The organism is Micrococcus sp. EYE_212 (assembly GCF_023147585.1).
In the GTDB taxonomy this organism is placed as follows: Bacteria; Actinomycetota; Actinomycetes; order Actinomycetales; family Micrococcaceae; genus Micrococcus.
This window is the reverse complement of record NZ_JAHXOZ010000010.1, coordinates 62,334-87,959: the sequence shown is the minus strand read 5'-3', so window position 1 is coordinate 87,959 and position 25,626 is coordinate 62,334. Positions and strand designations below refer to the sequence as shown.

Here is a 25,626-nt window from a genome sequence, read left to right as displayed (position 1 = left end):
TGTCCCGCGCCGATGGGAGGATGACCCCATGAGCGCACACGAGCACGCCGCAGCCGCCCCGGACGGGGCGCTCGAGGAGGCCGCGATCCTCGCGGCGGACGAGGCCGAGGAGCCCGTTGCGCCGCCCGTGCACGCCCTCCTCGTCCGCGAAGGGCGGCAGCGGGCGGAGACGGTCGAGCTCACCCCCGCGCAGGAGGCCGTGGCGGGCCTCGCCCCCGGGCACGGGGCCGTCCTCGTGCTCGGTGCGCCCGGCACGGGGCGAAGCACCGCGGCCGTGGAGTACGCCGCGCGGCGGCTCGAGGCGGGGACGGATGCCGAGTCCCTCCTGGTCCTCGCGCCGAGCCGGGACGCCGCGGCCCGTCTGCGCGACGCCCTGACCGAGCGCCTCGAGGCCACGGGGCACGGCACGCGCGCCGTCACGCCGGTGCGCACGTGGGCGTCCTACGCGTTCGACCTGCTCCGCCGCGCCCGCGTCACGGGCCCCCTCCGGCACCTGGCGAACGCCCCGCGGCTGCTGTCCGGCGCCGAGCAGGACACGGTGATCGCCGAGCTCCTGGAGGGCTATGCCCAGGGCCACGCGGCAGGTCCGGAGTGGCCGGCCGACGTCGTCCCCGCTGTGGGCACGCGGGGGTTCCGCCGTGAGGTGCGCGAGCTGGTGGACCGCATGAGCGAGTTCGGGGTGGAGCCCGGCCGCCTGCAGGAGCTGGGCGAGGTGCACCGGCGGCCGGCGTGGGAGGCGGCGGCCGTCCTCGTCCAGGACTACCGGGACCGCCTGGACCTGGGCATGGCGGAGGCCTTCGACCCCGCCGGCCTCATCCGCGCCGCCGTGCTCGTCCTGACGGAGCGGTTCCCGGAGGACCCGGAGCGGGACCGTGCCGGCGTCGAGTTCGCCCGGGCGGAACGCGCCCGGCTGAGCGCCCTCGTGGTGGACGACCTCCAGGAGGCCACCCCCGCCGTGCACGATCTCCTCCGCGTCCTCGGCGTCGGCAGGGATGTCCTCCTCACGGCGACCCCCGACACCACGGTCGAGGGATTCCGCGGCGCCCGCCCGGACCTCGTCCGCGAGTACCCCACCGCCCTGGACCCGGCTCCCGTGCCGGGCGCCCCGGCGTCGCCGACGCCGGGGGAGCGGACCGTCGTCCTGGCCCAGGGGCACCGCATGGCGGCCGGCGTGCTCGAGGGATACCTGCGGGTGGCCCGGCGGGTCCGGCAGCGGCACGAGCCGGTCGAGCGGGCCCGGCGCACGGCGCTGCCGGCACAGGAGGGCGGCGAGGTGCGCGGCCACGTCGTGCGCTCGCGGGCGGACGAGGACCAGTTCGTCCTCGAGCGGGTCCTGCGGGTGCATCACGAGGAGTCCGTGCCGCTGGACCGGCTCCTCGTGGTGGCCCGCTCCGGCTCCCGCGTCGCGGCGCTCGCCCGGCATCTCGAGGCGGAGGGCGTGCCGGTCACCCGCGACGCGTCGGGCACCGTGCTCAAGGAGGAGCCGGCGGTGGCCCCGCTGCTGACCCTCCTGGGCGCCTGCGCCACCCTGGCGGGGGACCCCCAGACCGACGTCGTCTCCGTGCTGGACCCTGAGGAGCTCGTCGGCCTGCTGACCGGGCGCTACGGAGCGGCCACGGCGCTGCACGTGCGGCGGCTGCGCCAGGACCTGCTGCGGGCTGAGCGGGCGCGCGGCGGGCGGCGCTCGTCGGACGAGCTGCTCGTGGCCGCCCTCGCGGATCCGGCGCTCGCGGGAGAGGAGGCCGGGCGGCATCGTGCCCTGCGGCGCGTGGCGTGGATGTTCCGCGCCGGCCTCGAGGCGGCCGCCGCTCCCGGGGCGACGGCCGAGACCGTGCTCTGGGCCCTGTGGTCGGCCTCCGGCCGGGCCGACCGCTGGCGCTCGATCGCCCTCGGGCGGGTGGACGGGGCGGACACCCGCCGGGACGCGCGGCGGGCGGACGCAGACCTGGACGCCGTCGTGGCGCTGTTCCAGGTGGCGGAGCGCTTCGTGGACCAGTTCCCCGGATCCTCGCCCGAGGACTTCCGCGGGTACATGGAGTCCCAGGACCTGCCGATGGACACCCTCGCGCGCCGCGCGGAGACCGGGGACGCCGTCCACGTGCTGACCCCTGCCTCCGCCGTCGCCGCCGGTCGCGACTGGGACACCGTGATCGTCGTGGGCCTGCAGGACGGCGTCTGGCCCAACACGCGGCTGCGCGGCCAGCTGCTCGGCGCCACGGACCTCGCGGACCTGCTGCTCGCGCCCGACCCCTCCGCGTGGCCGACGGACCACCGCACCCGGTTGCAGGAGACGCGGCAGGACGAGCTGCGCATGCTGGCGGCGGCGGTCTCCCGGGCGCGCCGCCGCGTCCTCGCCACCGCCGTGCGGAACGAGGACGAGATGCCCTCCGACTTCCTCGACCTCCTGGCCCCCGCGGAACCCGGCGACGATGAGAGCGGCGTCCGCCCCCTCACGGAGGTGGCGCCGCCGCTGACGGCCGGCGCGCTCGTCGCGCGGCTCCGCCGCGCCCTCGAGCAGGGGGAGGAAGGCGCCGGGGCCGTGGATCCGGCGGCGGCCGCCGCGGCCCTCGCCCGGCTGGCCGCGGACGGCGTGGAGACCGCAGACCCCGCGCACTGGTGGGGCCTCGCGCCGCTGTCCACAGAGGAGGCCCTCACGGACGTGGCCCACCACCCGGTCCGCCTCTCGCCGTCCCGCGTGGAGACTGCTCTGACCAATCCCCTCAACTGGCTGCTCTACCACGTGGGGTCCCAGGCTGGAGCGACGCTGGCGCAGTCCGTGGGCACCCTCGTCCACTCCGTGGCCGAGCACCACCCGGACGGCCCGCCCGAGGCCGTGCGCGCCGAGCTCGAGCGTCGCCTGCCGGAGCTGGGCCTGCCCGGGGGGTGGGTCAGCGAGCTCGAGCACGCCCGGGCCCGCGAGCTGGCGAAGGCCTACCTCGGCTACCTCTCCGTCGTGCGGGCCGCGGGGCGGCGCGCCCTGGCCCAGGAGGTGCCCATGCGGGCCGAACTCACGTGGGCGGGACTGACAGTGCTGATCAACGGCGTCATCGACCGGCTCGAGGTGGACGCGGCCGGACGCCCGTACATCGTCGACCTCAAGACGGGCCGCCGCGCGCCGTCGGCGGCCGAGCTGCCCCGCCAGCCGCAGCTCGCCGCCTACCAGGTCGCCCTGCGCGCGCACGGGGTGGCGGTGCTGCGGGATGACCCGGAGGCCGACCCGGCGCTGCGGGCCGCCCTCGCGCAGCTGGCGGAGCCGTCCGCCCCGGCCGGGGCCGCGCTCGTCCAGCTCGGCGCGGGCACCCAGAAGACGAAGGTGCAGGACCAGGCCGCGCTGACCGACGAGGACCGCTGGGCCCTCGACCAGGTCTTCACGGCCGCCCGCCGGACCGTCGGGCCCCGCTTCCTCGCCCTCCACGACGGGTCCGCCGGCTGCGCCCTGCCGTCCGTCTGTCCCCTCTGCGCCGAAGGAAGGCAGGTCACCGAATGGAACCGCTGAACATGGACGTCCCCGCCGCGGTCCACGCGCCGGAGGACATCGCCGCCCGCCTGAAGGTGCATCCGCCCACGGACGAGCAGGCCGAGGTCATCACCGCTCCGCTCACGCCCCGGCTCGTCATGGCCGGCGCCGGCTCCGGCAAGACCGCCACGATGTCCGACCGCGTGGTCTGGCTCGTGGCCAACGGCCACGCGCGGCCCGACCAGATCCTCGGCGTCACGTTCACGCGCAAGGCCGCCGGCGAGCTGGCCCACCGCATCAACGACAAGGTGGACGCCCTGCTGCGCTCCGGGCTCGTGATCCCCGGGTTCGACGGCGAGCCGGAGGACCTCGGCCGCGCCGCCGTGTCCACGTACCACTCCTACGCGGGCGCGCTCGTGCGCGACCACGGGCTGCGCATCGGCGTGGAGCCCGAGGCCGTGCTGCTCGGCGAGGCCGACGCGCACCGGATCATGGCCGGCGTCGTGGAGTCCCATCCGATCGTGGCGGACCGCCTCGGCGTCCGGCCCTCCACGCTGATCTCCCAGGCGCTGCGCCTCGCGGGGGACATGGCGGAGCACCTCGTGGCCCCCGAGGACGTCCGTGCGCACCTGGAGGCGCTCGTCGCCCAGGGCCGGGGGCTTCCGCTCCCGGCCCGCATGAAGGAGCCCTCCGGCGTGATCCTCGAGCTGATCGGGGCGTTCGAGGACCGGGCCCTCATGGCCGACCTCGTGGCCCGCTACGACGAGGCCAAGCAGGAGCGCGACGCGATGGACTTCGGCGACCTGCTGCGCCACGCCGCGCGGATCGCCCGGGAGGTGCCCTGTGCGGGGGAGCAGGAGCGCGGTCGCTTCCCCGTCGTCCTGCTGGACGAGTTCCAGGACACCTCACACGCCCAGATGCAGATCTTCGCCGGGCTCTTCGGCCCCACCGGCCCCGAGGCGGATGCGCCCGGGCTCGGGCACTGCGTCACGGCCGTCGGCGACCCCCACCAGTCCATCTACGGCTTCCGCGGCGCCTCCGCCGGCCAGCTCTTCGCCTTCCCGGGCACCTTCCCGCGGGTCCAGGCGCTCCCCGACGGCGGGACTCGGCGTGTCAACGCGGACGTCTCCCACCTGACCGTCGCGTGGCGCAACGACGAGGCGGTGCTGGAGGCGGCCAACACAGTGGCGGCTCCGCTCGTCGTCCACGCGGAGGCGGGGGCAGGCTCGCCCATCGAGCTGCGACCCCTCCGCCCCCGCCCCGGAGCGGGCGAGGGGGAGGTGCGCATCGACCGGCACGTCACCCAGGACGAGGAGGCGAGGGCGCTCGCGGAGCGGCTGGCGGCGCTGCCGGACGTCGCGCCCGACGGCCGGACCCGCCTCACGCGGGCGGTCCTGTGCCGCACGCGCGCGCAGTTCGTCCCGGTGCTCGCGGCCCTCGACGAGGCGGGCCTGCCCTACGAGGTCCTCGGCCTCTCGGGACTGCTCTCCCTTCCCGAGGTCTCCGAGGTGCTCGCCGTCCTCCACGTCCTCGCCGACCCCTCCCGCAACGACCACGTGGTCCGCATGCTCACCGGCCCCCGGTGGCGCATCGGCCCCGCGGACCTCGAGGTGCTCCACGAACGCGCCCGCTTCGTCTCCCGCCTGCGGGCCGCCGGAGCCGAGGGGGCGGCGGACGTCGAGGCCGCGGACGTGAGCCCCGAGGAGGACACCGACGCCCCCGCCCTGCTGGAGGCCCTCGACTCGCTGCCGCGGGAGGGCTTCGACTGGACCGGCTCCCGCGGGCGCGGCTTCTCGGACGAGGGCCTGCGCCGCCTGCGCGAGGCCAACCGCCTCCTGCGGCGCCTCTCCGCTCGTGCGGACGCGGAGCCCGCCGAGCTCATCGCCGAGGTCGAGCGGGAGATCGGCCTGGACGTGGAGGTGGCCCTGCGCCCCGACGCGTCCGGGGCCTCCGCCCGCCGCCACCTCAACGCGTTCCAGGACGCGGCGCGCGGCTTCGCCGCCGGCACGACGGCGGCGGCGGGCCTCTCCGCGTTCCTCGCCTGGACGGCGTCGGTGGAGGAGCACGAGAAGGGCCTCGGCATCGAGGCCGGGGAGCCCGCCCCCGGGGTGGTCCAGGTGCTCACGACCCACGCGTCCAAGGGACTGGAGTGGGACGTCGTCGCGGTGCCGGGGCTCATGGAGGGCTCGTTCCCCTCGGCTCGGTCCGACCGCTGGACCGCGCCCGCGAACGGCGCGCTGCCGTGGGCCCTGCGCGGTGACGCGGCCTCACTGCCGCAGTGGGACGCCGGATGGGCTGAGAACATGCGCGACTGGGCGCAGTCGGCCGGCAGGACCTACACGTCCAAGGATGCCGAGGGGCTGCCCGAGCCCTACCAGATCGCCGTGGACGCCCACGGGAGGCGGGAGGAGCGGCGGCTCGCGTATGTCGCGTTCACCCGCGCGCGGAGCCGGCTGTGGCTGAGCACCACCCGCTGGAAGGGGACGAACAAGAACCCCGCGGCGCCGTCCGAGTTCCTTGAGGAGGTCGCCGCGCTCGCCGGCTCGTTCCCCGGGATCGAGATCGGCCACGAGCCGGACCCCTCCGAGCTGACGGAGGAGAACCCCGTGGCCGGCCGCCTGCTCGCCGCCTGGTGGCCGTTCGACCCGCTGACGGGGCCGGAGGTCGCCGTCGCTGACCCGGAGGACCCCGAGGACGAGGACCGCTGGGAGAAGCTCCCGTCCCGCTCCCGGCCGCGGCGCGCCGCGGTCGAGTCCGCGGCCGCGCGCGTCCGAGGCGCGGCCCCCGAGGACCTCGAGGCGGACCCGGAGATCGCCCGGGAGCTCGCCTGGGTGCTGCTGCGGCGCCGGGACATCGCCGGGACCGGGGGCCAGGTGGCGCTGCCGAGCCACGTCTCCGTCTCGCTCTTCGGTGAGCTGGCGGCGGACCCGCAGGCGGTGGCCGAGCAGCTGCGCCGGCCCATGCCGCGTCCGCCCGCCCACGCGGCGCGCCGCGGCACGGCGTTCCACGCCTGGCTCGAGGACCGGTTCGGCGCGACGGGCATGCTGGACATCGAGGACCCCTCGGACGCCGCCGACCAGTGGGTGGACGACGCCCTGGACCTCGCCCCGATGCAGGAGTGGTTCCGGTCCTCGCGCTGGGCGGACCGGACCCCCGCGTTCGTGGAGGCGGCGGTGGAGACCACGGTCGCCGGGATCACCCTGCGCGGGCGCGTGGACGCCATCTACTGCTCGGGAGCCCGCGAGGGGATGCCCCTCGATCCCGAGGCCGAGTGGGAGCTGGTGGACTGGAAGACGGGCGCGGTGCCGTCGGACCGCGACCTCGAGGTCAAGGGCCTGCAGCTGGCGGTCTACCGGCTCGCGTGGTCACGCCTGCACGGGATCCCGCTCGAGAACATCAGGGCGAGCTTCGTCTACGTCGCGCACGGCGTCGAGCGCTCGCTCGCCCACCTGCCGGGGGAGGATGAGCTCGAGCGCATCGTCACCGAGGCGCTGAACCGCCCGTGATCCCGTCGCCGGGGCTCTGCGCCCGGCGAGCACCCCGGGCGGCGGCCCGGTCCGACTCCCGGCCCGGAGCCGGCACCACGGTGAGGGCGGCGGTCTGGTCGTCGGCCTCGTCCGGCTTGCGCTCGCGGCCCGCGTCGTCACCGTCGGCGTCCTCGTCGTCGTCATCCACCGCGTCGCCCGCCGGCTCGCCGTCGGCCGCCTCGCCGTCGGCGTGCTCCGGTGCGCTCCCGTGCGTGCGGCCCCGGACGGCGTCGGCCAGCTCGGCCAGCATGTCCTCCGCCTCGGCGATCATGTCCGCGTCGTGGCGGTCCACGCCACGCACCAGCCACTGGGCCAGCGCGAACTCCGCGAGAAGGGAGGCGCGGCGCATCAGGTGCTCGTCCCCGTCGTCACCGGCTCCGGCGTCGGCGCGCCGCCCGCGGTAGGCGTCCAGCACGCGCTCGGCGAAGTCGGGGTCCTCGGCGGCGGCCAACCACGCGAGGTCCACGGCGGGATCGCCCACGTGCAGGTCGGTCCAGCCGGTCACCCCGACCACCCGGCCGCGCTCCACGAGCAGGTTGTCCTCGTGCAGGTCTCCGTGCACCGGCACCGGGGAGAACGACCACAGGGCCTCCTCCTCCATGGCCTCCTCCCAGCGACGCAGCAGCACCGGGGGGATGCGACCCGTGGTGGCGGCCTGGTCCAGCTCATGCAGCCGGCGGTTGCGCACCTCCTCCGCCGTGTAGACCGGCAGGTCCGCGAGGTCCACCACGGAGGAGGGCAGGGTGTGCACGGCCGCGATGACGCGGCCGACGTCCTGCACCGCGGGCTCGCCGAGCGCGACGAGGTCCTCGAGGGGGAGGGGACGGCCCGGCATGTCCTGGTACACGAAGGTGCGCAGGCCACCCAAGCGCACCGCGCCGGCCACGGAGGGCGTGCGGAAGGGCAGGGCCGCGCGCACGCGCGGGGTGAGCGCGGCGAGCACCTGCAGCTCGGTCTCCAGGCGGATCCCCGCCTCCGGGGTGCGCGGGGAGCGCACGCGCCACCACTGGCGCTGGGCGTCCACGACGACGGCGGCGGAGAAGTCCGCGGGGTCGTCCGGGCTGGCGACCACCGAGACCGGGGTCAGGCCGGGGACGGCCGCGGCGGCCAGGGCTGCGAGGTGGAGGGACTGACGGTGCACGGGGTCCACCCTATGCGCGCCCACGCCCGAGCGCGGTGGGGCGCACCGGCGTCCGCGGGTTGGTACGGTGGGACGTCGCCGGACGCGCAGACCCTGGACACCGAGGAGGACTCGTCCCGCATGAGCACTCCCGATGAGATCCTCCGCGGGCTCGACACCGAGCAGCGGCAGGCCGCCACCGCCCTCCGGGGCCCCGTGTGCATCCTGGCCGGCGCCGGCACGGGCAAGACCCGCGCCATCACCCACCGCATCGCCTACGGCGTCGCCTCCGGGGTGTTCGACCCCCACCGCACCCTCGCGCTGACGTTCACTGCGCGCGCGGCCGCGGAGATGCGCACGCGCCTGCGCGACCTCGGCGTGGACGGCGTCCAGGCCCGCACGTTCCACTCCGCCGCGCTGCGCCAGCTGCAGTACTTCTGGCCGCAGGCCGTCGGCGGTCCGATGCCCACGCTCGTGGAGAACAAGGTGCGCCTGCTCACCCAGGTGGCCCAGGGCATGCGCATGAGCGTGGACCGCGCCGGGCTGCGCGACCTCGCCGGCGAGATCGAGTGGGCCAAGGTCTCCCTCCACGCTCCCGAGGGATACGCCGAGGCGGCCAAGGAGCGGGAGATGCCCTCGGGCTGGACCGCCACCACCGTGGCACGCCTCTACATGGGGTACGAGGAGGCCAAGACCGCCCGCAACATGATCGACTTCGAGGACGTGCTGCTCATCCTCGTGGGCATCCTCTCCACGGAGCCGCGCATCGCGGCCACGATCCGGGACCAGTACCGCGTCTTCGTGGTGGACGAGTACCAGGACGTCTCCCCGCTGCAGCACCGCCTCCTGGACCTCTGGCTCGGGGACCGCGCGGACCTGTGCGTGGTGGGTGACTCCTCCCAGACGATCTACTCGTTCACGGGCGCGACCTCCCGCTTCCTCACAGGCTTCCGCGAGCGCCACCAGGAGGCCACCGTCGTCAAGCTCGTGCGCGACTACCGCTCGAGCCCCCAGATCGTGGAGGCCGCCAACCGGCTCCTCGCGGCGCGCACGGCGGAGGGGCAGCGCGACCGCCGGCTCCCGCACTGGCCCGAGCCGCTCCAGCTCACCTCGCAGCGCCCCGCGGGGCCCGACGTCGTCTTCGCCGAGTGCACGGACGACGAGGCCGAGGCGGGCTGGGTGGCCCAGCGGATCCGCGAGCTCGTGGACGGGGGCACTCCGCCCGCCGAGATCGCGGTCCTCTTCCGCACGAACGGCCAGTCGGAGGCGTTCGAGACCGCTCTGTCCGCGGCGGGACTGGGCTACCAGCTGCGGGGCGGCGAGCGCTTCTTCTCCCGCCGCGAGGTGCGCGACGGCATCCTGCAGCTGCGCGCCGCGGCACGCGCCGACCCGGGTCTCACGGGGGAGGAGGTGACCGCCCGTGCACGGGACGTCCTGGCCTCCCTCGGGTACTCGGCCGAGCCGCCCGCCGCCACGGGCGCGGCGCGCGAGCGCTGGGAGTCGCTGCACGCCCTCGTGAACCTCGCCGACCAGCTGGCCGCCGCCCGCGGGGCCGAGTTCACGCTCACCGAGCTGGTGGCCGAGCTCGACGAGCGCGCCCAGCACCAGCACGCCCCCACGGTGCAGGGCGTCACGCTCGCCTCCCTGCACTCGGCCAAGGGCCTCGAGTGGGACGCGGTCTTCCTGGTGGGGCTGTCCGAGGGGCTCATGCCCATCTCCTTCGCGGACACGCCCGCCGAGATCGACGAGGAGCGCCGCCTGCTCTACGTGGGCATCACGCGCGCCCGCCAGCATCTGTCGCTGACGTGGACGCTCTCCCGCGGCACCGGCGGGCGCGCCTCGCGGCGGGCCTCCCGCTTCCTGCGGGATATCGACCCGACCCTCGGCGGCACCCGCGAGCACGCCCCCGCCGCCGCGTCCGGGGCAGGCGCACCCCGCGGTCGGCGGCGCGGCGCCACCGTGGCCACGTGCCGCACGTGCGGCAAGGCCCTCGAGACGGGCGCCGAGCGCAAGGTCGGCCGCTGCCTGGACTGCCCGGCCACGTACGACGAGGCCGTTCTCGACACCCTGCGGGACTGGCGCGCCAGCACCGCCCGCGCGGGGAAGGTGCCCGCGTTCGTGGTGTTCACGGACGCGACCCTCGTGGCGATCGCGGAGGCCATGCCGGCCACCCCCCTCGACCTCATCAAGGTCCCGGGCGTGGGCAAGGCCAAGCTGGACCGCTACGGCCCGGACGTGCTCGAGCTGCTCCACGGCACCGCGCCCGCCTGAGTCACCAGGTCCGCCTGAGGCACCATGCCCGCCTGAGATGCCGGGGGGTCGGATCACGCGCCCGGGTCAGGCCCCCGACGAAGGCTCCCCGAGGTCCGGCGGCCCGCCGAAGCCGGGCAGCACCCCGAACTCCTGGTGCAGCTCCTCGCTCAGCTCCCGGGTGAGCGCGGCCAGGTCCGCCGCCATCCCGTCCGGGTCGCACGGGCACCCGTGCCGCGGGCGGACGCCCTCGGTGGTCTCGTCCAGCGCATAGGCCCAGCTGCGCACGACGCCCTGCCATGCGGGGGAGGAGGAGCCCGCGACCAGCAGGTCGTGGACGAGGACGGCGGTGCGCAGTGCCCCGAGCACACTCTCCGGATCCTCCTCGCCCGGCCCGTCCTCCCACGCCGCGTCGCGGCTGCGGCCGGTGGCGGCCTCCTCCGCCGGGCGGCGGACGTGCTCGCACAGGGCGCACCCGGGGGATCCGGCGATCGTCCAGGGCCCGACGGCCGACTCCTCGTCCACGACCACCGGCAGGAGCGGGTGCTCGGCGGCCAGCGCCCGCGCCACGAGCGATTCGTCGATCCGTCCGCGCGTCACCGAGACGGTGGCCGTCCCCATGAACACGGCCTCCGGCCCATGGTGGGCGAACACCCGCTCGCGCGGGTGGAGTTCGCGGATCCGCCGCTCGGCCGCGACGGCACGGGGCCGGCCGAGGTCCGCCGGCCGGTAGCCCGTGCCGAGGTCCGACGCCCCCACGGGCGTGGGATCCCACAGGGCGAGCGGGCCCATGCCCCGGCTGGCCAGGAGCAGGGCGATCGCCAGCCCGGTGCGGCCGAGCCCCGTGACGTGGACGCCGTCGGGGAAGTCCACGGGCGGGCCGTGGGGAGGAGCGGAGGAGGTGGGACGGCCTTCGCCGTCGGGAAGCGGGAGGGGGCGGGGCATGGAGGTCTCCGATCGCTCGACGTGGCCCCACGGTGTCACGAGGGAGGCGCCGCGGGGGCCTCATCCACAGGGATCCGCGGAGCCGTCGCGCACAATGGAGTGATGCCGCCGCGTCGCCCCGCCTCCCGCCCGGTCCGCGAGACCGTCGACCTGGACTGGGAGGGCACGCCGGTGCGGCTCGTGCGCTCCACCGCGCGCACGCGCACCGTGTCCGCCGTGTGGCGCGAAGGCCGCCTGCAGGTCTCCGTCCCCGCCCGGCTCTCCCGCGCCGAGGAGCGGGAATGGATCTCCCGCATGGTCGAGCGCGCGGGCGCGGCCCCGGCGCCCGCGGGTCCCACGCCGCCGACCGACGGAGGCGCCGGGCCTGATCCGAGCCGTCCCCGCACGTCCACGCCCGGGGCGTCCTCGCCCGCCACGCCCGACCCCGGGGCCTCCGCCCCGGGCGACGCCGCCCTGCTGGCCTGGGCGCGCCGCGTCTCGGCCGATCACTACGGGGGCGAGGCGGATCCGGTGAGCGTCACGTGGTCCACGCGGCAGCGGCACCGCTGGGGATCGTGCACCCCGGCTCGGCGCACCATCCGGCTCTCGGCGCAGCTGCGCGGCATGCCCGACTGGGTGGTGGAGGCCGTGCTGGTGCACGAGGTGGCCCACCTGCTCGAGTCCGGCCACGGGCCCCGCTTCCAGAGGCTCGTCGCCCGCCACCCCCGCTACGCCGAGGCCATGGCGTTCCTCGCCGGCGTCACCTACGCGCAGGGTCGCGGCCTCGCCGCCGGGCCCGCTTCCGCAGACGACGACGTCGCCGCCCCGGGCTGGGGCGACGACGTCGAGGGGGGCTGAGGCAGGCGCGGGGCTCAGCCCTCCTTGGGGGCCTCGCCGAAGCCGCCGTCGAGTAGCCGCTGCAGCTCGTCGTCGAGGGCGTCCGTGGAGGCGTCCGCGGCCGTGCGGCGCTGCGCGTAGCCCGTGGGGTCGTCGAGGTCCTCGCCCGTGGGCTGGCGCTCGGGATGGCGCCAGATCGCCTCGCGGTACTCCTTGCCCTGCTCGGCCGTGACGTGCTCCCAGAACGCGGCCGCCTCGCGCAGGCGGCGCGGGCGCAGCTCGAGGCCCACGAGGGCGGCGAACGCCTGCTCGGCGGGTCCCCCGGAGGCGCGCCGACGGTTCATGGTCTCGCGCAGCGCGCTCGCGGACTCCAGCGGCGTGGCCGCCTCGGCGACGACGACGTCGACCCAGCCCTCCACGAGGGCGATGAGCAGCTCGAGCTGCTCGAGGGCGGCGCGCTGGGTGGCATCCGGCTCTGCGATGAACGAGGCGCCGTCGAACACGGCCTGCATGGACTCCGGGTCCATGGGGTCGACGGACTCCGCGGCCCGCTCGATCCCGCTCACGTCCAGGCGGATGCCGGCCGCGTACTGCTCGATCGCGGCGAACAGGTCCCGCTCGAGCCACGGGGAGTGCAGGAAGAGGCGCATGCGGGCCACCTCGCGCAGCGCGAGGTACAGGCGCACCTGGTCGTCCGGGACGCTGAGCCCGTCGCCGAACTCCTCGATGTTCACGGGGATCAGGGCCAGGCGGTGGCCGGCGATCGGCAGGCCGATGTCCGTTCCCGAGAGCACGTCCTTGCCGAGCGCGCCCACGGCGCCGCCGAGCTGGAGGCCGAACATGGTGCCGCCCATGTTCTTGAGCATGGGCTGCAGGCCGCCCAGCATTGAGGGGTCCATGCCCTCGGGCAGCTGGCCGGGCAGCTGCTGCTCGATGGCGGCGGACATCGCGTTCGCGAGCGAGACGGCCACGGGGCCGGTCATCCGCTGCCAGTTCTCCATGGTGGCCTCGACCCACTCGGCGCGGGACCACGCGGCCCCCATCTGCCCCGTGGACTCCGTGTCCGTCACGCCGTCCAGCCAGAGCTCGGCCAGGCGCAGGGCCTCGTCCACCTCGCGGCGGGCGAAGGAGCCCACGGCGGGGTCCTCGCCGGCGACCGCCTGGCGCGCGGCCTGCCTGGCCAGGGTCCAGTTGACCGGGCCCTCGGAGCCCGCGCCCGGGTTCATCATGGCCTGGAACTGCGCCATGGCCTGCTGCATCATGGCGGGGTCCAGCCGGGAGGGGTCGAAGGGCATGCCGCCCGTCCCGCCCATGCCCTGCATGGCGCGGCGGATCTCCTCGACGTCCGGGGCCTGCCCGCCGAACATCTGCCGGAGCATGTCCTCCAGGGGGTCGCGGCCGTCGTCGGATCCGGGGGTCTGCGGGTGGTCAGTCATGCCGAACAGCGTATCCGCGGGCCTCGCGCCAGGCCCACGGATGGACGGCGCGGCGCCGCGGTTCGCGCAGGGCGCACGACGGCGCTCCGGCCCGGCCCCGGCCGCGGCGGCCCCGTAGACTGGTGCGACCGTCCCCCCGCCAGCGCGTCCGCGCCTGCGGCGACGGCCCCTGATCCAGGACCACGGCAGGAAAGTCGGTGTCGCGTGCCCGCAGTGCCCCGCGCAAGGAGCCGCCGCGTCGCCGCGCGCCCGTCGGTCTCCGGATGGATCGCCGCGGCCTCGGCGGCCACCGCCCTGGCGCTGCCCGCGCCGTACCTGCTGGAGGGGCCCGGCCCGGCCATCGACGTGCTGGGGGAGGCCGACGGCCACCCCGTCCTCACCGTCGACGGCGCCTCCCGGGTGGACCCGGGGGAGGGCGCCCTGGACATGACCACCGTGATGGTCTCCGGCCCGCCGACGGGCTCCACCTCCGTCCTCGAGCTCGCGGGCGCGCTCGTGGACCCGGGACGCGACACCACGCCGCGCGAGCTGGTCTACCCCACGGGCGTGTCCGCGGACCAGGTGAGCGAGTCCAACGCGTGGGCCATGACCGCCTCCCAGGACCTGGCGACGGCGGCCGCCCTGCACGAGCTCGGCCGCGACTACGGCCGCGGGCTCGCCGTGCGGGAGTTCGCCCCGGACAGCCCGGCCCGCGACGTGCTGCGTGCCGGCGACGAGGTGCTCGCGGCGGGCGGGACGCCCGTGGACGACGTCGTCGCCCTGCGCTCGGCGGTCGACGCCGCCGGCCCCGGGCCGGTCGCCCTGCGTGTGCTCCGGGACGGCGTCGAGACGGACGTGGAGGTCCCCGTGCGCGCCGCGCCGGAGGGCGCGGGCCAGGCGTGGCAGATCGGCGTGTTCCTCGAGACCGTGTACGACTTCCCGGTGGACGTGGAGATCAGCCTCGAGGACATCGGCGGTCCCTCCGCGGGCACCATGTTCGCCCTCGCCGTCCTGGAGCGCCTCACGCCCGGCGCGATGACGGGCGGCGCGCACATCGCGGGCACCGGCACCATCACCGAGGAAGGCCAGGTCGGTCCCATCGGCGGCATCGCCCAGAAGGTGCGCGGCGCCGCCGACGCCGGAGCGGCCGTGTTCCTGGCCCCGGCCGCCAACTGCGCGGACCTCGACGGCCGAGTGCCCGAGGGCATCGCCGTCTACGCCGTGGACACCCTCACGACCGCACGTGGCGTGGTCGAGGCCGTGGGCCGCGGCGAGACCCTCGACGGGGTGCCCACCTGTGGGTGATCCCCCCGCCCTTCGACATCCCGCGCGTCCCCTCCGTGGCCGCGGCGGACGACCCCGGACCCCAGACGCCCGTGCCGCCCGGCACGGCGCCGACCGCAGACCCCGCCCCCGGCGGGGAGAGGAGAGACAGTGAGCTTCGGACAGGGAAGCGGCGGGCCCTTCGGCGGCCCGCCCCGTGACGGCGGCGGATCCGCCGGCGCGGGGGGCTCCGGCCCCTTCGGCGGCTTCGGCCCCTTCGGCGGCGCCCCCATGGGCCCGGGCGACGGCGGGCCCGCGAGCCCCGGCAGCGGCGGTCCCAGCGGGCCCGGCGACGGCAACGGCAGCTCGGCGGCCGGCCGGCCCCGGCCGGCGACCCCCGGCCGCCCCAGTGCGCTCGTGCTCACGATCGTCTCCGTGGCGATCCTGGTGGGCCTGTTCGTGCTGTTCACCAACGTGTACACGGACGTGCTCTGGTTCTCCCAGGTGGGCTACGAGGACGTCTTCTGGACCGAGGTCCTCACCAAGGCGGCCCTGTTCCTGATCGGCGCGCTCCTGATGGGCTCCGCCGTGTGGCTGGCGATGCGGCTCGCGTGGCGCCACCGCCGGCAGGACGCCCCCGCCGACGCGCGTGACTCGCTCAGCCAGGCCCAGCGCCAGCTCGAGCCCATGCGCCGCCTCGTGTTCCTCGCGGTGCCGGTCATCCTGGGCCTCTTCGCGGGCTCGGCGGCCATGAACGGCTGGACGACCGTCCAGCTGTTCCTCCACCAGGTGCCCTACGGCCAGACGGACCCCGAGTTCGGCCTGGACCTCATGTTCTTCCTGGCCACGCTCCCGTTCCTCACCCTCGTGGTCGGGTACCTCGTCTCCGTGGTGCTCGTGGCGGGGATCGCCGGCCTGATCATCCACTACCTGTACGGCTCCGTGCGGGTGGAGGACTCCGGGGGACTGTCCGTCACGCCCTCCGCGCGGGTCCACATCGCCGTGACGCTGGCGCTGTTCCTGCTCCTCCAGGCCGTCACGTTCTGGCTCAACCGGTACCGCACCACGCAGTCGCAGACCGGCTCGTGGGCGGGCGCCATGTACACGGACGTCAACGCCGTGATCCCCACCTCCGCGATCCTCGCGGTCACCGCCCTGATCGTGGCCGCGCTGTTCGTGTGGACCGTGTTCTCCGGACAGTGGCGCCTGCCGCTGGTGGGCACCGCCGTGCTGGTCATCACCGCCCTCGTGGTGGGCACGGCCTACCCGTACCTGGTGCAGCAGTATCAGGTGCAGCCCTCCGAGCGCACGCTCGAGGCCGAGTACATCGATCGCAACATCCGGATGACCCGTGAGGCCTACGGCCTCGACGACGTGCAGGTGACCACCTACGAGGGCAGCGTCGAGGCGCAGGAGGGAGCCCTCGCCGGCGAGGAGGCCAACACGGCCAACGTGCGCCTCATGGACCCGAACCTCATCTCGCAGACCTTCGGGCAGCTCCAGCAGTTCCGCCCCTACTACTCGTTCCCCGGCACGCTGCACGTGGACCGCTACGAGGTGGACGGCGAGTCCCGGGACACCATCCTCGCCGCGCGCGACGTGAACGTGGAGGACTCCCAGTCCTGGGTGAACCGCCATGCCATCTACACGCACGGCTACGGCATGGTCATGGCTGACGCCTCCGAGGTGGCGGCCGGCGGCCGTCCCTCGTTCCTGCTCTCCGAGATCCCCTCGCGGGGCCCGCTCACCGACGACTCCCAGTACGAGCCGCGCATCTACTTCGGGCTCAACTCGCCCGAGTACTCCGTGGTGGGCGCGCCGGAGGGTGCCCCCGCCGTCGAGCGCGACCGCCCCCAGACGGCGGACTCCGGGGAGGACACGGCCTACACCTTCGCCGGCGACGGCGGCCCGGCCGTGGGCGGGCTCTTCAACAAGCTCGCCTACGCCGTGAAGTTCGGCTCGCCCGAGCTCCTGCTCTCCTCGGATGTGAACAGCGCCTCGCAGATCCTCTACGACCGCCATCCGGAGGAGCGGGTCCGCAAGGTGGCCCCGTACCTGACGGTGGACACCAACGCCTACCCGGCGATCGTGAACGGGCGCGTGAAGTGGATCGTGGACGCCTACACGACGTCCGACCAGTTCCCCTACTCCACGTCGCAGCGCCTCGGCGACGCCACACAGGACGCGCTGAACCGCGACCAGCGGGCGCTGCTGACCGGCCAGGTGAACTACATCCGCAACTCCGTGAAGGCCACCGTGGACGCCTACGACGGCTCCGTGGAGCTCTACGCCTGGGACGAGGAGGACCCGCTGCTGAAGGCGTGGCAGGGCGTGTACCCGTCCTCGCTCAAGCCCTACTCGGAGATGAGCGCCGCCCTCCTGGACCACGTGCGCTACCCGGAGGACATGTTCAAGGTGCAGCGCGAGCTGCTGGGCCGCTACCACGTGACCGACGCGGACGACTTCTACGAGAACAACGACGCCTGGTCCGTGCCCGCCGACCCCACGCAGGACGACCCGAACGTCAAGCAGCCCCCGTACTACATGACCCTGCAGGTGCCCGGCCAGGACGAGCCCGCGTACTCGCTGACCACCACCTACATCCCGCAGATCACCGAGGGCTCGCAGCAGCGCAACGTCCTCTACGGGTTCCTCTCGGCCAGCGGCGACGCCGGCACGGGCAGGGACGGTGAGCGGGCCGAGGGCTACGGCACGCTCCGTCTGCTGGAGCTGCCGCGCCAGACCACGGTCCCCGGGCCGGGCCAGGCGCAGGCCAACTTCGACTCCAACGCCGGCGTCTCCCAGGAGCTGAACCTGCTGCGCCAGGGCGCCTCCGAGGTGCTCAACGGCAACATGATCACGCTCCCGGTGGCGGGCGGCATCCTCTACGTGCAGCCCGTGTATGTGCGCTCCTCGGGCGCCACGTCCTACCCCACCCTGCGCAAGGTGCTGGTCTCCTTCGGGGACAGGGTGGGCTTCGCCGACACCCTCCAGGAGGCCCTGGACCAGGTCTTCGGCGGCGACTCCGGGGCCGTGACCCCGGAGGAGAACCAGGGCGACGGCGAGGGCGAGCCCGGCCAGGGTGAGCCCGGGGAGCCGACGTCCGCGGACCAGGAGCTGAGCGCCGCGCTCGCGGAGGCGCAGGACGCCATCGCGCGCGGCCAGGAGGCCATGGCGGCGGGCGACTGGGCCGCCTACGGCGAGCAGCAGAAGCGCCTCGACGAGGCGTTGAAGCGGGCGACGGCGGCCGACGACGCCCTGCGCGGGACCCCGCCCGCGGACGGGGCGGAGGAGGCCCCCGAGCCCCAGCCCGCGGGCTGATCCGACCACGCCCCCGCCGTCTCGGATGGCGGGGGCGTGGCCGTCAGGTGACGGGCGGCTGTCCTCGATTTGAACGCACTGCTCCGGGTGTGTATAGTCATACGAGTCGCCGCGGGGTGGAGCAGTTCGGTAGCTCGCCGGGCTCATAACCCGGAGGTCGCAGGTTCAAATCCTGCCCCCGCAACGAGAGAAGGCCCCCAGTATCTGCTGGGGGCCTTCGTGCGTGTCCAGGAGGACCCCGGCTGAGACGACGGCGGCGTCCGGCGGACCTCCACCGCTCGTGGTGGGGGACCGCTCGACGCCGCCGTCGGAGTGCGGGACGCTCAGGCCTTCACGGCCGCCCGGCGCGCCGGATCCGTGCGCCGCAGCCAGATGGAGACGAGGATCGCGGCGACGGCGATCGCGCCCCAGATGCCCACCACCGACCAGGCCAGGCCCGCGATCAGCAGCAGCGGCACGAAGGAGACGGCGGCGATCTCGACGGGCACCACGGGAATGTAGGCCACGCCGAACTGCTCCATGGTCCCGGACTTCAGCTTGGGGTCCACGATGCGCAGCATGGCCACGCCGGTGGCGACCGCGCCGGTGGCCCAGCCCCACGTGAACAGCTGCTTCTCGAACCACGAGTCGGTCATGACGCGCGGGGCCACGAAGGTGCCGAGCGCCAGCGCGAGGGCCAGGCCCACGACGAAGAGCACGAGCAGGGGCTGCCAGTACTCGACCACCACGGTGGGGGCGATCGAGGCGATGCCGCACACGATGAGGATGTCCGTGGCGGTGCCCGAGACCGAGTTGAGCGAGGCGGAGTCCAGGAACTGCGCGGTCCGCGTGGCCTGGAACAGCACGCGCGCGACCAGGCCCATGATGAACGCGATCGCGAACGCCGGGATGATCAGCTGGGGCCCGCCCTCGCCCACGACCTGCGGCCACACGGCGGTGATCCACGTGACGACGCCGTGGGCGGCGGCGGCGATCATGGCGACGATGCCGACCTGGAATGCGAGGGACTCCACGGAGGCGGCGGAGAAGGTGTGGCGGCCGATCACGGGGCGCTCCTCCACCTGGCTGAGCACGCCGGTGCGCAGCTCGTCCGGGATGGACGTCAGGCCGGCGAACTCCTGGGCGTGCCCGCGCTTGGCGCCGATCTTGGCCTGGATGATGCCGCCCACCACGCCCACGATCATGCCGACGGTGGCGGAGGTGTACGCCAGGGACGTCACGGTCGCGTCCCCGTTCGCGGCGTATGCCTGGCCCACGGCCGCGGCTGAGCCGAAGCCGCCGGCCCAGCCGGCGAACAGCAGGGCGGCGAAGGAGTCCGGGGTGCCGAACAGCGGCTTGAGCACCACGAGCGCCACGAGCGCGCCGAGGGCCACCTGGGACGCGTAGATCAGCACGCCGTAGGCCGCGAACGAACCCACGGGACGGCCGATCTTGCGCACGTCGAAGTCGTCCGTCAGCGCGATGCAGACGAAGACGATGACGATGAGGATCGACCCGTAGGTGCCCAGCTGCGAGCTGAAGGGCAGCCATCCGGCGCCGTTCGGGCCCAGGGCCAGCCCCAGGATGCCGGCGATCACCGAGGCGGGGATCATCAGGGTCTGGAGGGGCTTGATGAGGGCGCGGCCGAGCGTGCCGACGGCGAGCAGCGCGCCGATCAGCCCCCCGTCCACCAGGACGGACCACGCCGTGAACTGGTCTTGCATGTGGAGGTACCCCTGTCGGGTGCGAGGGAGGAACGAGGATCCCCCGAGGGATGCGGGGGACTGGGGGACCCTAGCAATCCGCCCCCGCAGACGCGAAAACGGCGACGCCGGGCACCCGGGAGGGGTGCTCGACGTCGCCGTCGTCGAGGGGCGGACGCGGCCGCGGCGCGGCCGGCGTCGTCCCGCAGGCGATCAGGCCCGGGCCTGGGTGGCCGTCTCGTCCTCGGCGTAGTCCAGCTGGAGGTTCTGGCCCTCGGCGGCGGAGGACTCGATCTGGGCGGGCGACTGGCCGGCCTTGAGGGCAGCGAGGCGCGCCTCGACCTCGGTCTGCTCGCCGAGGTCCTCGAGGGACTCGAACTGGGCGTCCAGGGAGGAGGAGGCGAGCTCCTGCTGGCCGCGCACGCGGGCCTCCTCACGGCGGACCTTCTCCTCGAAGCGGTTGACCTCGGAGGTGGGGTCCAGCAGGTCGATGGACTTCACGGCGTCGGCCACGGCGGACTGGGCGTGGGCGGACTTCGCGCGGGCCGTGAGCTCGTCCCGCTTGGAGACCAGCTGCTGGCGCTTGACCTTCATCTGGTCGAGGCCGGTCTTGAGCCGCTCCACGATGTCGCGCTGGGAGGTGATGGTCGGCTCGGCCGACTTCATCTGGCGCTCGGCGTCCATCTGGCGCTCGATGGCGACCTTGGCGAGGTTGTCGAACTTGTCCGCGGAGGCGGTGTCGCCGCTGCTGCGGAAGTCGTCGGCCTTCTGCGAGGCGGCGAGGGCCTTCTGGCCCCAGCTGCGGGACGCGTCCTGGTCCTCGCGGTAGTCGTCCTCGATCATGCGCAGGTTGCCGATGGTCTGGGCGACGGCGGCCTCGGCCTCCGCGATGTTGTTCGTGTAGTCCCGGACCATCTGGTCCAGCATCTTCTGGGGATCCTCCGCCTTGTCGAGCATGGCGTTGATGTTGGCCTTGGCCAGGGTGCTGATGCGACCGAGGATGGACTGCTTGACCATGATGTCTGCCTTTCGTCGGTGTTCCACTTCCCGCGGGCCGGCGGCCCGCGGTGGTTCGTGCGTCCCGGCCGGCCCGAGGGCGGACGGGTCCCGTGCCGGTCAGGACCGGGCCGGGGCCGGCGCGTCGACGCCGGAGTCGTGGGCGATCAGAAGCCTCCGCCGCTGATGTCGCCGAAGCCGCCGAAGTCGCCGCCGCCGAGCCCGCCGCCGTCGAATCCGCCGAAGCCGCCGCCGCCCCACGAGTCGTGGTGGCCGCCGCCGAGCATCGAGTTCATGAGGATGCCGCCGAGCAGCGCGCCGCCGAGTCCGCCCGCGAAGCCGCCGCCGACGCCGCTGCGCTGGTAGCCCATGCCGGGGCCGTAGCCCATGGTGCCCATGCCGCCGCCGTAGCCGAAGCCGCTCACGTCCTCCTGCGCGAGCTCGCTCGCGCGGTCGGCCAGCTGGGAGGCGCGCTGCGCGTGCTGCAGGGCCGTCACGGGGTCGGAGCCGCCCAGCTGCATGGCGGTCTGGAGGGCGCGGTCCGCCTCCGCGAGCCGGGTGCGCGCCTCGGATCCCACGGCGCCGCGGCGAGCGCCGATGAAGGAGGCCGTCCCGTCGATCTGCGCCTGGGCCTGGACGATCGCCGCCTGGAGCATCTGCGCGGCCTGGCGGGCCTGCTCGCGGCCGTCGCGCACGCTGGAGAGCGGCACGTCGAGCTGTCGGTGCGCGGCCTCGAGACGGCGCAGGAGGTCCAGCGGGTCAGGTCGTCCGGAGGCGAGGGAGGAGCGGACCGTGGTGAGGGTCTGCTTCATGCCGGCCACGGGACCGGCGAGGTCGGAATGGGCGCCGGAGCGGACCACGGCCTCGGCCTCGGCCACGTCCTGTTCGGACTGGGCGATGCCGGTGTGCACGTTCTGCAGCATCGTCCGCAGGGACTGGTCCGCACCGTCGACGGCCGCGGTGAGCGTGTCCACCTGGGCGAGGGACTCCTCTGCGGCGCGCACGGCCAGGGCGGCGGTGGAGCGATCCCCGGAGTTCCAGGCCTCCTTCGCCTTCGCCTCCGCGGTGCGGACGAACTCGATGCGCTGGCGTGCCTGGGCGGCGTTGTCCTTGACCTCGGCGAGGGCGGACTCGGCGTATGAGCCGTGCAGGGCGACGAGCGCGGACTCCGCCCGCCGGACGCGCTCCTCGGCCGCCGGGACCTTGGCGGCGATGCCCTCGAGCGCCTCGGGCACGCGGTTCTCGAGGTCCCGCAGGGAGTTGAACTCCTTCTCGTGGGCGGCCAGCGCCGCGCCGACCTCGTCGCAGCGCGCGATGATCTCCTTGAGCCACGAGCGCTGGTCGGCCTCGGTGTCCGGGATCTCGTCGTCGAGCTGGTGCTGGAGCTGGAAGGAGGCGCGCATGTGCTCCTTCGCCTTGTCCAGGTCCTCGCGGAACGTCCCCACGGACTTCTCCCCGTAGGAGGCCATCGCGAACCCGAGCTCCTGCTCGGAGGAGCGGATCGCGTCGTCCGCGGCCACCAGCTTGGAGCCGGCCTTCGTGCGCAGCTCCTCCACCGGGAGCGCGTCCAGGGGGTCGCGCGGGGCAGCGGGACCGGCCGCGACCTCGCGGCCGCGGGCCTCGCCCCCGTCCTTGCGCTTGCGGCCCCGGGCCACCGCGACGCCGCCGGCCACCGCGGCGGCCACCGCGCCGGCGCCGAGCAGGCCGGTCAGCGGGCCGCCCGCGCCGTCGGAGGGGGCGGCGTCCTGCTGCCCGGAGTCCTGCCGGGCGGCGCCGCCGGCCCCGGCGCCCGCGGGGAGCGGGCCGCCCGGATCGAGCTGCGCGCCGCTGGCCCCCCGGCCGTCGAGCGCGCCGTCGGCGGCGTCGTCCACGCCCGCGATCGCGGCCTCGGCCGGGGCGAGCCAGTCGGCCGGGTCCGACGTCGGCAGGGCGGGACCGATGTACGCCGAGGTGATGTCCCCCTGCATCCGGTTGAGGGCGCTGCCGGCGTCGAAGCCGTAGAGGCCCTCCTCCACCGCGATCGCCAGCACCTGGTCATTCGAGCCCAGGGGGCGGGACGCATTGACGTCCTCCACCACTCCCTGGGAGCCCCCGGCGCCGAACTGGTCCACGTACACCACGTAGAGGTTCTGACCGGTCTCGCGGCGCATCTGCTGGATGTCCTGCGTGAGGCGCTGCTCCTCGGAGGAGGAGAGGACGCCCGCCTCGTCCACCACCTGCACGCCCGGCGGCACGGCCACCACGGCGTGGGCGGCGGGGGCCGCCAGCGCGGCGAGGCCGAGGCCCACGCCTCCCGCGGTCACGGCGCGGCTGAGCCGGCCGACGTGCGTGGTGGGGGCGGGGATGGCCATGCAGGCGCTCCTTCGGTGGGCGTGCGGAGCGGACGCCGCCAGGAGGGCGGCGCCCGGGGGAACCTGCGCTCGAGTGTAGGGGCCGCCCGGCGGGGGAACCAGGGGTCCCGTCCGCCCCGCCCTGCTTCGTCCCGCATGTGGAGGGGACGTCCAGGACACGTCCAGGCGGAGGGGGAACGATGGGGGCGCCGCCGGGGCAGGACCGACGCGCGGAGGGCCCGGGTCCGCTCGCAGAGCGTGGCCCGCACCGGGCCTCCAGGCAACGAGCAGCAGAGGCAGGACGCCGTGGACGAGACCACGCGGGGGCCGCAGACCGCCCCCCTCCAGGACGCGACCCTCCACCAGGGCGCCACCCCCCATCATGAGCCTGAAGCCGGCACGCGCTCCGGCGCGGCGGCCGTGCGTCCGGCGCGCCGCGTGGGCATGGGTGCGTTCGCCGCGGCCGTGCTGGCCGCCGGGCTCGTGGGCGGCGGCGTGGGCGCCGGCGTGAGCCGCCTCGCGGACGACGCCCCGGCCGCCGTCGCCGGCACCGCCCAGGAGGGCCAGGGCGGTGCGGGGCAGGGAGAGCAGGCCCAGGCCGGCGCGACGCCCGTCGACTCCGTCCCGCCCACGGGGGCCACCGCGGTGGGGCAGGCCGCCGGGAAGGCGCTGCCCTCCGTCGTGACGATCTCCGCGACCTCGCCCCAGGGCTCCGGGTCCGGCTCCGGCTCGATCCTCGACGCCGAGGGCCACATCCTGACCAACACCCACGTGGTGACCCTGGGCGGGCAGGCGGCCGACCCGTCCCTCACGGTCCGCACCTCGGACGGCACGGTGTACGCCGCCACGGTGGTGGGGACGGACCCGCTCTCCGACCTCGCGGTGCTGAAGATCGACGCCGAGGGGCTCACCCCCATCGAGCTCGGCTCCTCGAAGGACCTGAAGGTGGGCGACGACGCGATCGCGATCGGCGCGCCCCTGGGCCTGCCGAACACGGTGACGGACGGCATCATCTCCACGCTGGACCGCACGATCGCGGTCGCCTCCTCGGAGGCCCCGAAGCAGGACGCCGCCGCCGGCGCACCCGGCTCGGAGCGCTTCCAGTTCGAGCTGCCGAACTCCGCGCAGCAGGCCCAGAACGGCGAGGTGTACATCAACGTGGTGCAGACCGACGCGGCCATCAACCCGGGCAACTCCGGCGGCGCCCTCGTGGACGGCCAGGGCCGCCTCGTGGGGGTGAACGTGGCGATCGCCTCCGCGGGCGGCGCCGGTGGCTCCGGGGAGGCCGGCAACATCGGCGTGGGCTTCGCCATCCCGGTGGACTACGCGCACCGGATCGCGCAGGACCTGATCGAGGACGGCGAGGCCACCCACGGCATGCTCGGCGTGAGCGTCACCCCCGAGCCCGCGCAGGCCAAGGGCGGATCGGAGGACTCGGCGGCCGTGTTCAGCGCCGGCGCGCGGGTGCGCGACGTCGTCGCCGACTCCGCGGCCGCGAAGGCGGGGCTGGAGTCCGGCGACGTCATCACCGCCGTGGGGGAGCGCGCCGTCTCCGACGCGCAGTCCCTCACCGCCGTGGTCCGTGAGCAGCGCGTGGGCGACACCGCCACCGTGCACTACCGCCGTGGCGGCGAGGAGAGGACCGCGGACGTCACCTTCGCGGACGGGGGCGCCGCGTGACGCCCGCGACGAACGCGGCCGCGACCGCCCTGGTCACCCCCGCGGCGCTCGCCCGGCAGCGCGGCTGGCGCACCGTCCTCGCCGTGGGCGCCCACCCGGACGACCTCGACTTCGGCGCCGCGGCGACCCTGGCGGGCTTCTGCGCGGCCGGGCTGCGCGTGGTCCTGTGCGTGGTGACCGACGGCGACGCCGGCGGCTTCGACTCCGCGGGGCCCGAGGCCATGACGGCCCGCCGGCATGCCGAGCAGCGCGCGGCCGCCGCCGCGATCGGCGTGGAGGACGTGCGGTTCCTGGGGGAGCGGGACGGCCACCTCGAGCCGGACCACCGGGTCCGCAGGGCGCTCGTGCGCCTCATGCGCGAGGTGCGCCCCGACGTCGTCCTCTCCCCGCACCCCGAGCGGGACTGGGAGCGCATGCAGGCCGCCCATCCCGACCATCTCGCGTGCGGGGAGGCGGTGGTCCGCGCGGCGTACCCCGCGGTGGAGAACCCGTACGCCTACCCGGAGCTGGCCGAGGCCGGCCTCGAGGCGTTCCGCATCCGCCACCTGATGCTCTACACGGCGCCCGCCGAGCGGAGGAACCTCGCCGTGGACGTCACGGGGCTGGAGGACGTGAAGCTGCGCGCCCTCGACGCGCACCTCTCCCAGCACCCGGACCTGGAGGGGATGCGCCGGCACGTGCGGGGGATGCTGGCGGAGAACCACCGTGCCGCCGCGGGCCCGGCCGGCCCCGCGGGCTCGGCCGAGGCCTTCCACCTCGTCACCGTCAACGGCCCCGGCACGATCGCCGGCTTCTGACGGCCGCGGCCCCCGCCCGAGAGGAGC

Annotated in this window: 14 protein-coding genes and 1 tRNA gene; 9 read left to right on the top strand and 6 right to left on the bottom strand. The window is 75.1% G+C overall.

The features are described from left to right. Positions 1–28: 28 nt before the first annotated feature. Positions 29–3,496, top strand: coding sequence for a UrvD/REP family ATP-dependent DNA helicase (locus tag KZX60_RS08035; protein WP_248117237.1), 3,468 nt, complete (start codon positions 29–31; stop codon positions 3,494–3,496). Next, the gene (locus tag KZX60_RS08030) at positions 3,484–6,963 is read left to right on the top strand and encodes an ATP-dependent DNA helicase (RefSeq protein WP_248117235.1); all 3,480 of its coding nucleotides are present in this window, start codon (positions 3,484–3,486) and stop codon (positions 6,961–6,963) included. Before KZX60_RS08035 ends, KZX60_RS08030 begins: the two co-directional genes overlap by 13 nt. On the opposite strand, the gene KZX60_RS08025 is transcribed toward KZX60_RS08030, so the two are convergent. Beyond that, positions 6,938–8,125 carry a macrolide 2'-phosphotransferase gene (locus KZX60_RS08025; protein ID WP_248117233.1) on the bottom strand — a complete coding sequence of 396 codons (1,188 nt, stop codon included), beginning with the start codon at positions 8,123–8,125 and terminating at the stop codon, positions 6,938–6,940. The genes KZX60_RS08030 and KZX60_RS08025 overlap by 26 nt on opposite strands. Before the next feature lie 120 nt (positions 8,126–8,245). Here KZX60_RS08025 and KZX60_RS08020 point away from each other — a divergent pair, with 120 nt between their 5' ends. Further along, entirely contained in the window at positions 8,246–10,375 is a 2,130-nt protein-coding gene (locus KZX60_RS08020; protein ID WP_248117231.1) for an ATP-dependent DNA helicase UvrD2, read from the top strand. Positions 10,376–10,441: 66 nt separating this feature from the next. Here the strand turns inward: KZX60_RS08020 and KZX60_RS08015 are convergent, their stop codons facing one another. Next, on the bottom strand, positions 10,442–11,299 hold the full coding sequence (locus KZX60_RS08015) for a ThiF family adenylyltransferase (RefSeq protein WP_248117229.1): 858 nt from the start codon (positions 11,297–11,299) through the stop codon (positions 10,442–10,444). A gap of 102 nt (positions 11,300–11,401) precedes the next feature. Here KZX60_RS08015 and KZX60_RS08010 point away from each other — a divergent pair, with 102 nt between their 5' ends. After that, positions 11,402–12,136 (top strand): M48 family metallopeptidase, encoded by a 735-nt coding sequence (locus tag KZX60_RS08010; protein ID WP_248117227.1) that lies wholly within the window; start codon positions 11,402–11,404, stop codon positions 12,134–12,136. Positions 12,137–12,150: 14 nt separating this feature from the next. Here the strand turns inward: KZX60_RS08010 and KZX60_RS08005 are convergent, their stop codons facing one another. Then, the gene (locus KZX60_RS08005; protein ID WP_248117226.1) at positions 12,151–13,551 is read right to left on the bottom strand and encodes a zinc-dependent metalloprotease; all 1,401 of its coding nucleotides are present in this window, start codon (positions 13,549–13,551) and stop codon (positions 12,151–12,153) included. A 204-nt stretch (positions 13,552–13,755) separates the two neighbouring features. On the opposite strand from KZX60_RS08005, the gene KZX60_RS12085 reads away from it, so the two are divergent. The 3 genes from KZX60_RS12085 to KZX60_RS07990 all read left to right on the top strand — a co-directional run bounded on the left by KZX60_RS12085 (position 13,756) and on the right by KZX60_RS07990 (position 18,298). Beyond that, positions 13,756–14,835 (top strand): S16 family serine protease, encoded by a 1,080-nt coding sequence (locus tag KZX60_RS12085; protein ID WP_248117223.1) that lies wholly within the window; start codon positions 13,756–13,758, stop codon positions 14,833–14,835. 129 nt (positions 14,836–14,964) lie between these two features. Beyond that, positions 14,965–18,114 carry a UPF0182 family protein gene (locus KZX60_RS07995; RefSeq protein ID WP_248117221.1) on the top strand — a complete coding sequence of 1,050 codons (3,150 nt, stop codon included), beginning with the start codon at positions 14,965–14,967 and terminating at the stop codon, positions 18,112–18,114. A gap of 110 nt (positions 18,115–18,224) precedes the next feature. Continuing rightward, positions 18,225–18,298: transfer RNA gene (locus tag KZX60_RS07990), tRNA-Met, on the top strand. Between the two features lie 139 nt (positions 18,299–18,437). Here the strand turns inward: KZX60_RS07990 and KZX60_RS07985 are convergent. From KZX60_RS07985 to KZX60_RS12000, 3 genes are all read right to left on the bottom strand, one after another. Next, positions 18,438–19,817 carry a sodium:glutamate symporter gene (locus KZX60_RS07985; RefSeq protein WP_248117219.1) on the bottom strand — a complete coding sequence of 460 codons (1,380 nt, stop codon included), beginning with the start codon at positions 19,815–19,817 and terminating at the stop codon, positions 18,438–18,440. Positions 19,818–20,009: 192 nt separating this feature from the next. Next, positions 20,010–20,813 (bottom strand): PspA/IM30 family protein, encoded by an 804-nt coding sequence (locus KZX60_RS07980; protein ID WP_248117217.1) that lies wholly within the window; start codon positions 20,811–20,813, stop codon positions 20,010–20,012. Between the two features lie 146 nt (positions 20,814–20,959). Next, a complete protein-coding gene (locus KZX60_RS12000) occupies positions 20,960–23,143 on the bottom strand; it encodes a TPM domain-containing protein (protein WP_282442708.1) in 2,184 nt (727 codons plus the stop codon). A gap of 285 nt (positions 23,144–23,428) precedes the next feature. On the opposite strand from KZX60_RS12000, the gene KZX60_RS07965 reads away from it, so the two are divergent. Both KZX60_RS07965 and KZX60_RS07960 read left to right on the top strand, forming a co-directional pair. Continuing rightward, the gene (locus KZX60_RS07965; RefSeq protein ID WP_248117215.1) at positions 23,429–24,802 is read left to right on the top strand and encodes a trypsin-like peptidase domain-containing protein; all 1,374 of its coding nucleotides are present in this window, start codon (positions 23,429–23,431) and stop codon (positions 24,800–24,802) included. Continuing rightward, entirely contained in the window at positions 24,799–25,599 is an 801-nt protein-coding gene (locus tag KZX60_RS07960; RefSeq protein ID WP_248117213.1) for a PIG-L deacetylase family protein, read from the top strand. The genes KZX60_RS07965 and KZX60_RS07960 overlap by 4 nt, the downstream gene beginning before the upstream one ends. Positions 25,600–25,626 lie beyond the last annotated feature (27 nt).

What these genes read in the sequence shown, in the direction of transcription:
- KZX60_RS08035 (WP_248117237.1), top strand. Translation starts at nt 29, where the DNA reads ATGAGCGCACACGAGCACGCCGCAGCCGCCCCGGACGGGGCGCTCGAG.
- KZX60_RS08030 (WP_248117235.1), top strand. Translation starts at nt 3,484, where the DNA reads ATGGAACCGCTGAACATGGACGTCCCCGCCGCGGTCCACGCGCCGGAG.
- KZX60_RS08020 (WP_248117231.1), top strand. Translation starts at nt 8,246, where the DNA reads ATGAGCACTCCCGATGAGATCCTCCGCGGGCTCGACACCGAGCAGCGG.
- KZX60_RS08015 (WP_248117229.1), bottom strand. Translation starts at nt 11,299, where the DNA reads ATGCCCCGCCCCCTCCCGCTTCCCGACGGCGAAGGCCGTCCCACCTCC.
- KZX60_RS08010 (WP_248117227.1), top strand. Translation starts at nt 11,402, where the DNA reads ATGCCGCCGCGTCGCCCCGCCTCCCGCCCGGTCCGCGAGACCGTCGAC.
- KZX60_RS08005 (WP_248117226.1), bottom strand. Translation starts at nt 13,551, where the DNA reads ATGACTGACCACCCGCAGACCCCCGGATCCGACGACGGCCGCGACCCC.
- KZX60_RS07985 (WP_248117219.1), bottom strand. Translation starts at nt 19,817, where the DNA reads ATGCAAGACCAGTTCACGGCGTGGTCCGTCCTGGTGGACGGGGGGCTG.
- KZX60_RS07980 (WP_248117217.1), bottom strand. Translation starts at nt 20,813, where the DNA reads ATGGTCAAGCAGTCCATCCTCGGTCGCATCAGCACCCTGGCCAAGGCC.
- KZX60_RS12000 (WP_282442708.1), bottom strand. Translation starts at nt 23,143, where the DNA reads ATGGCCATCCCCGCCCCCACCACGCACGTCGGCCGGCTCAGCCGCGCC.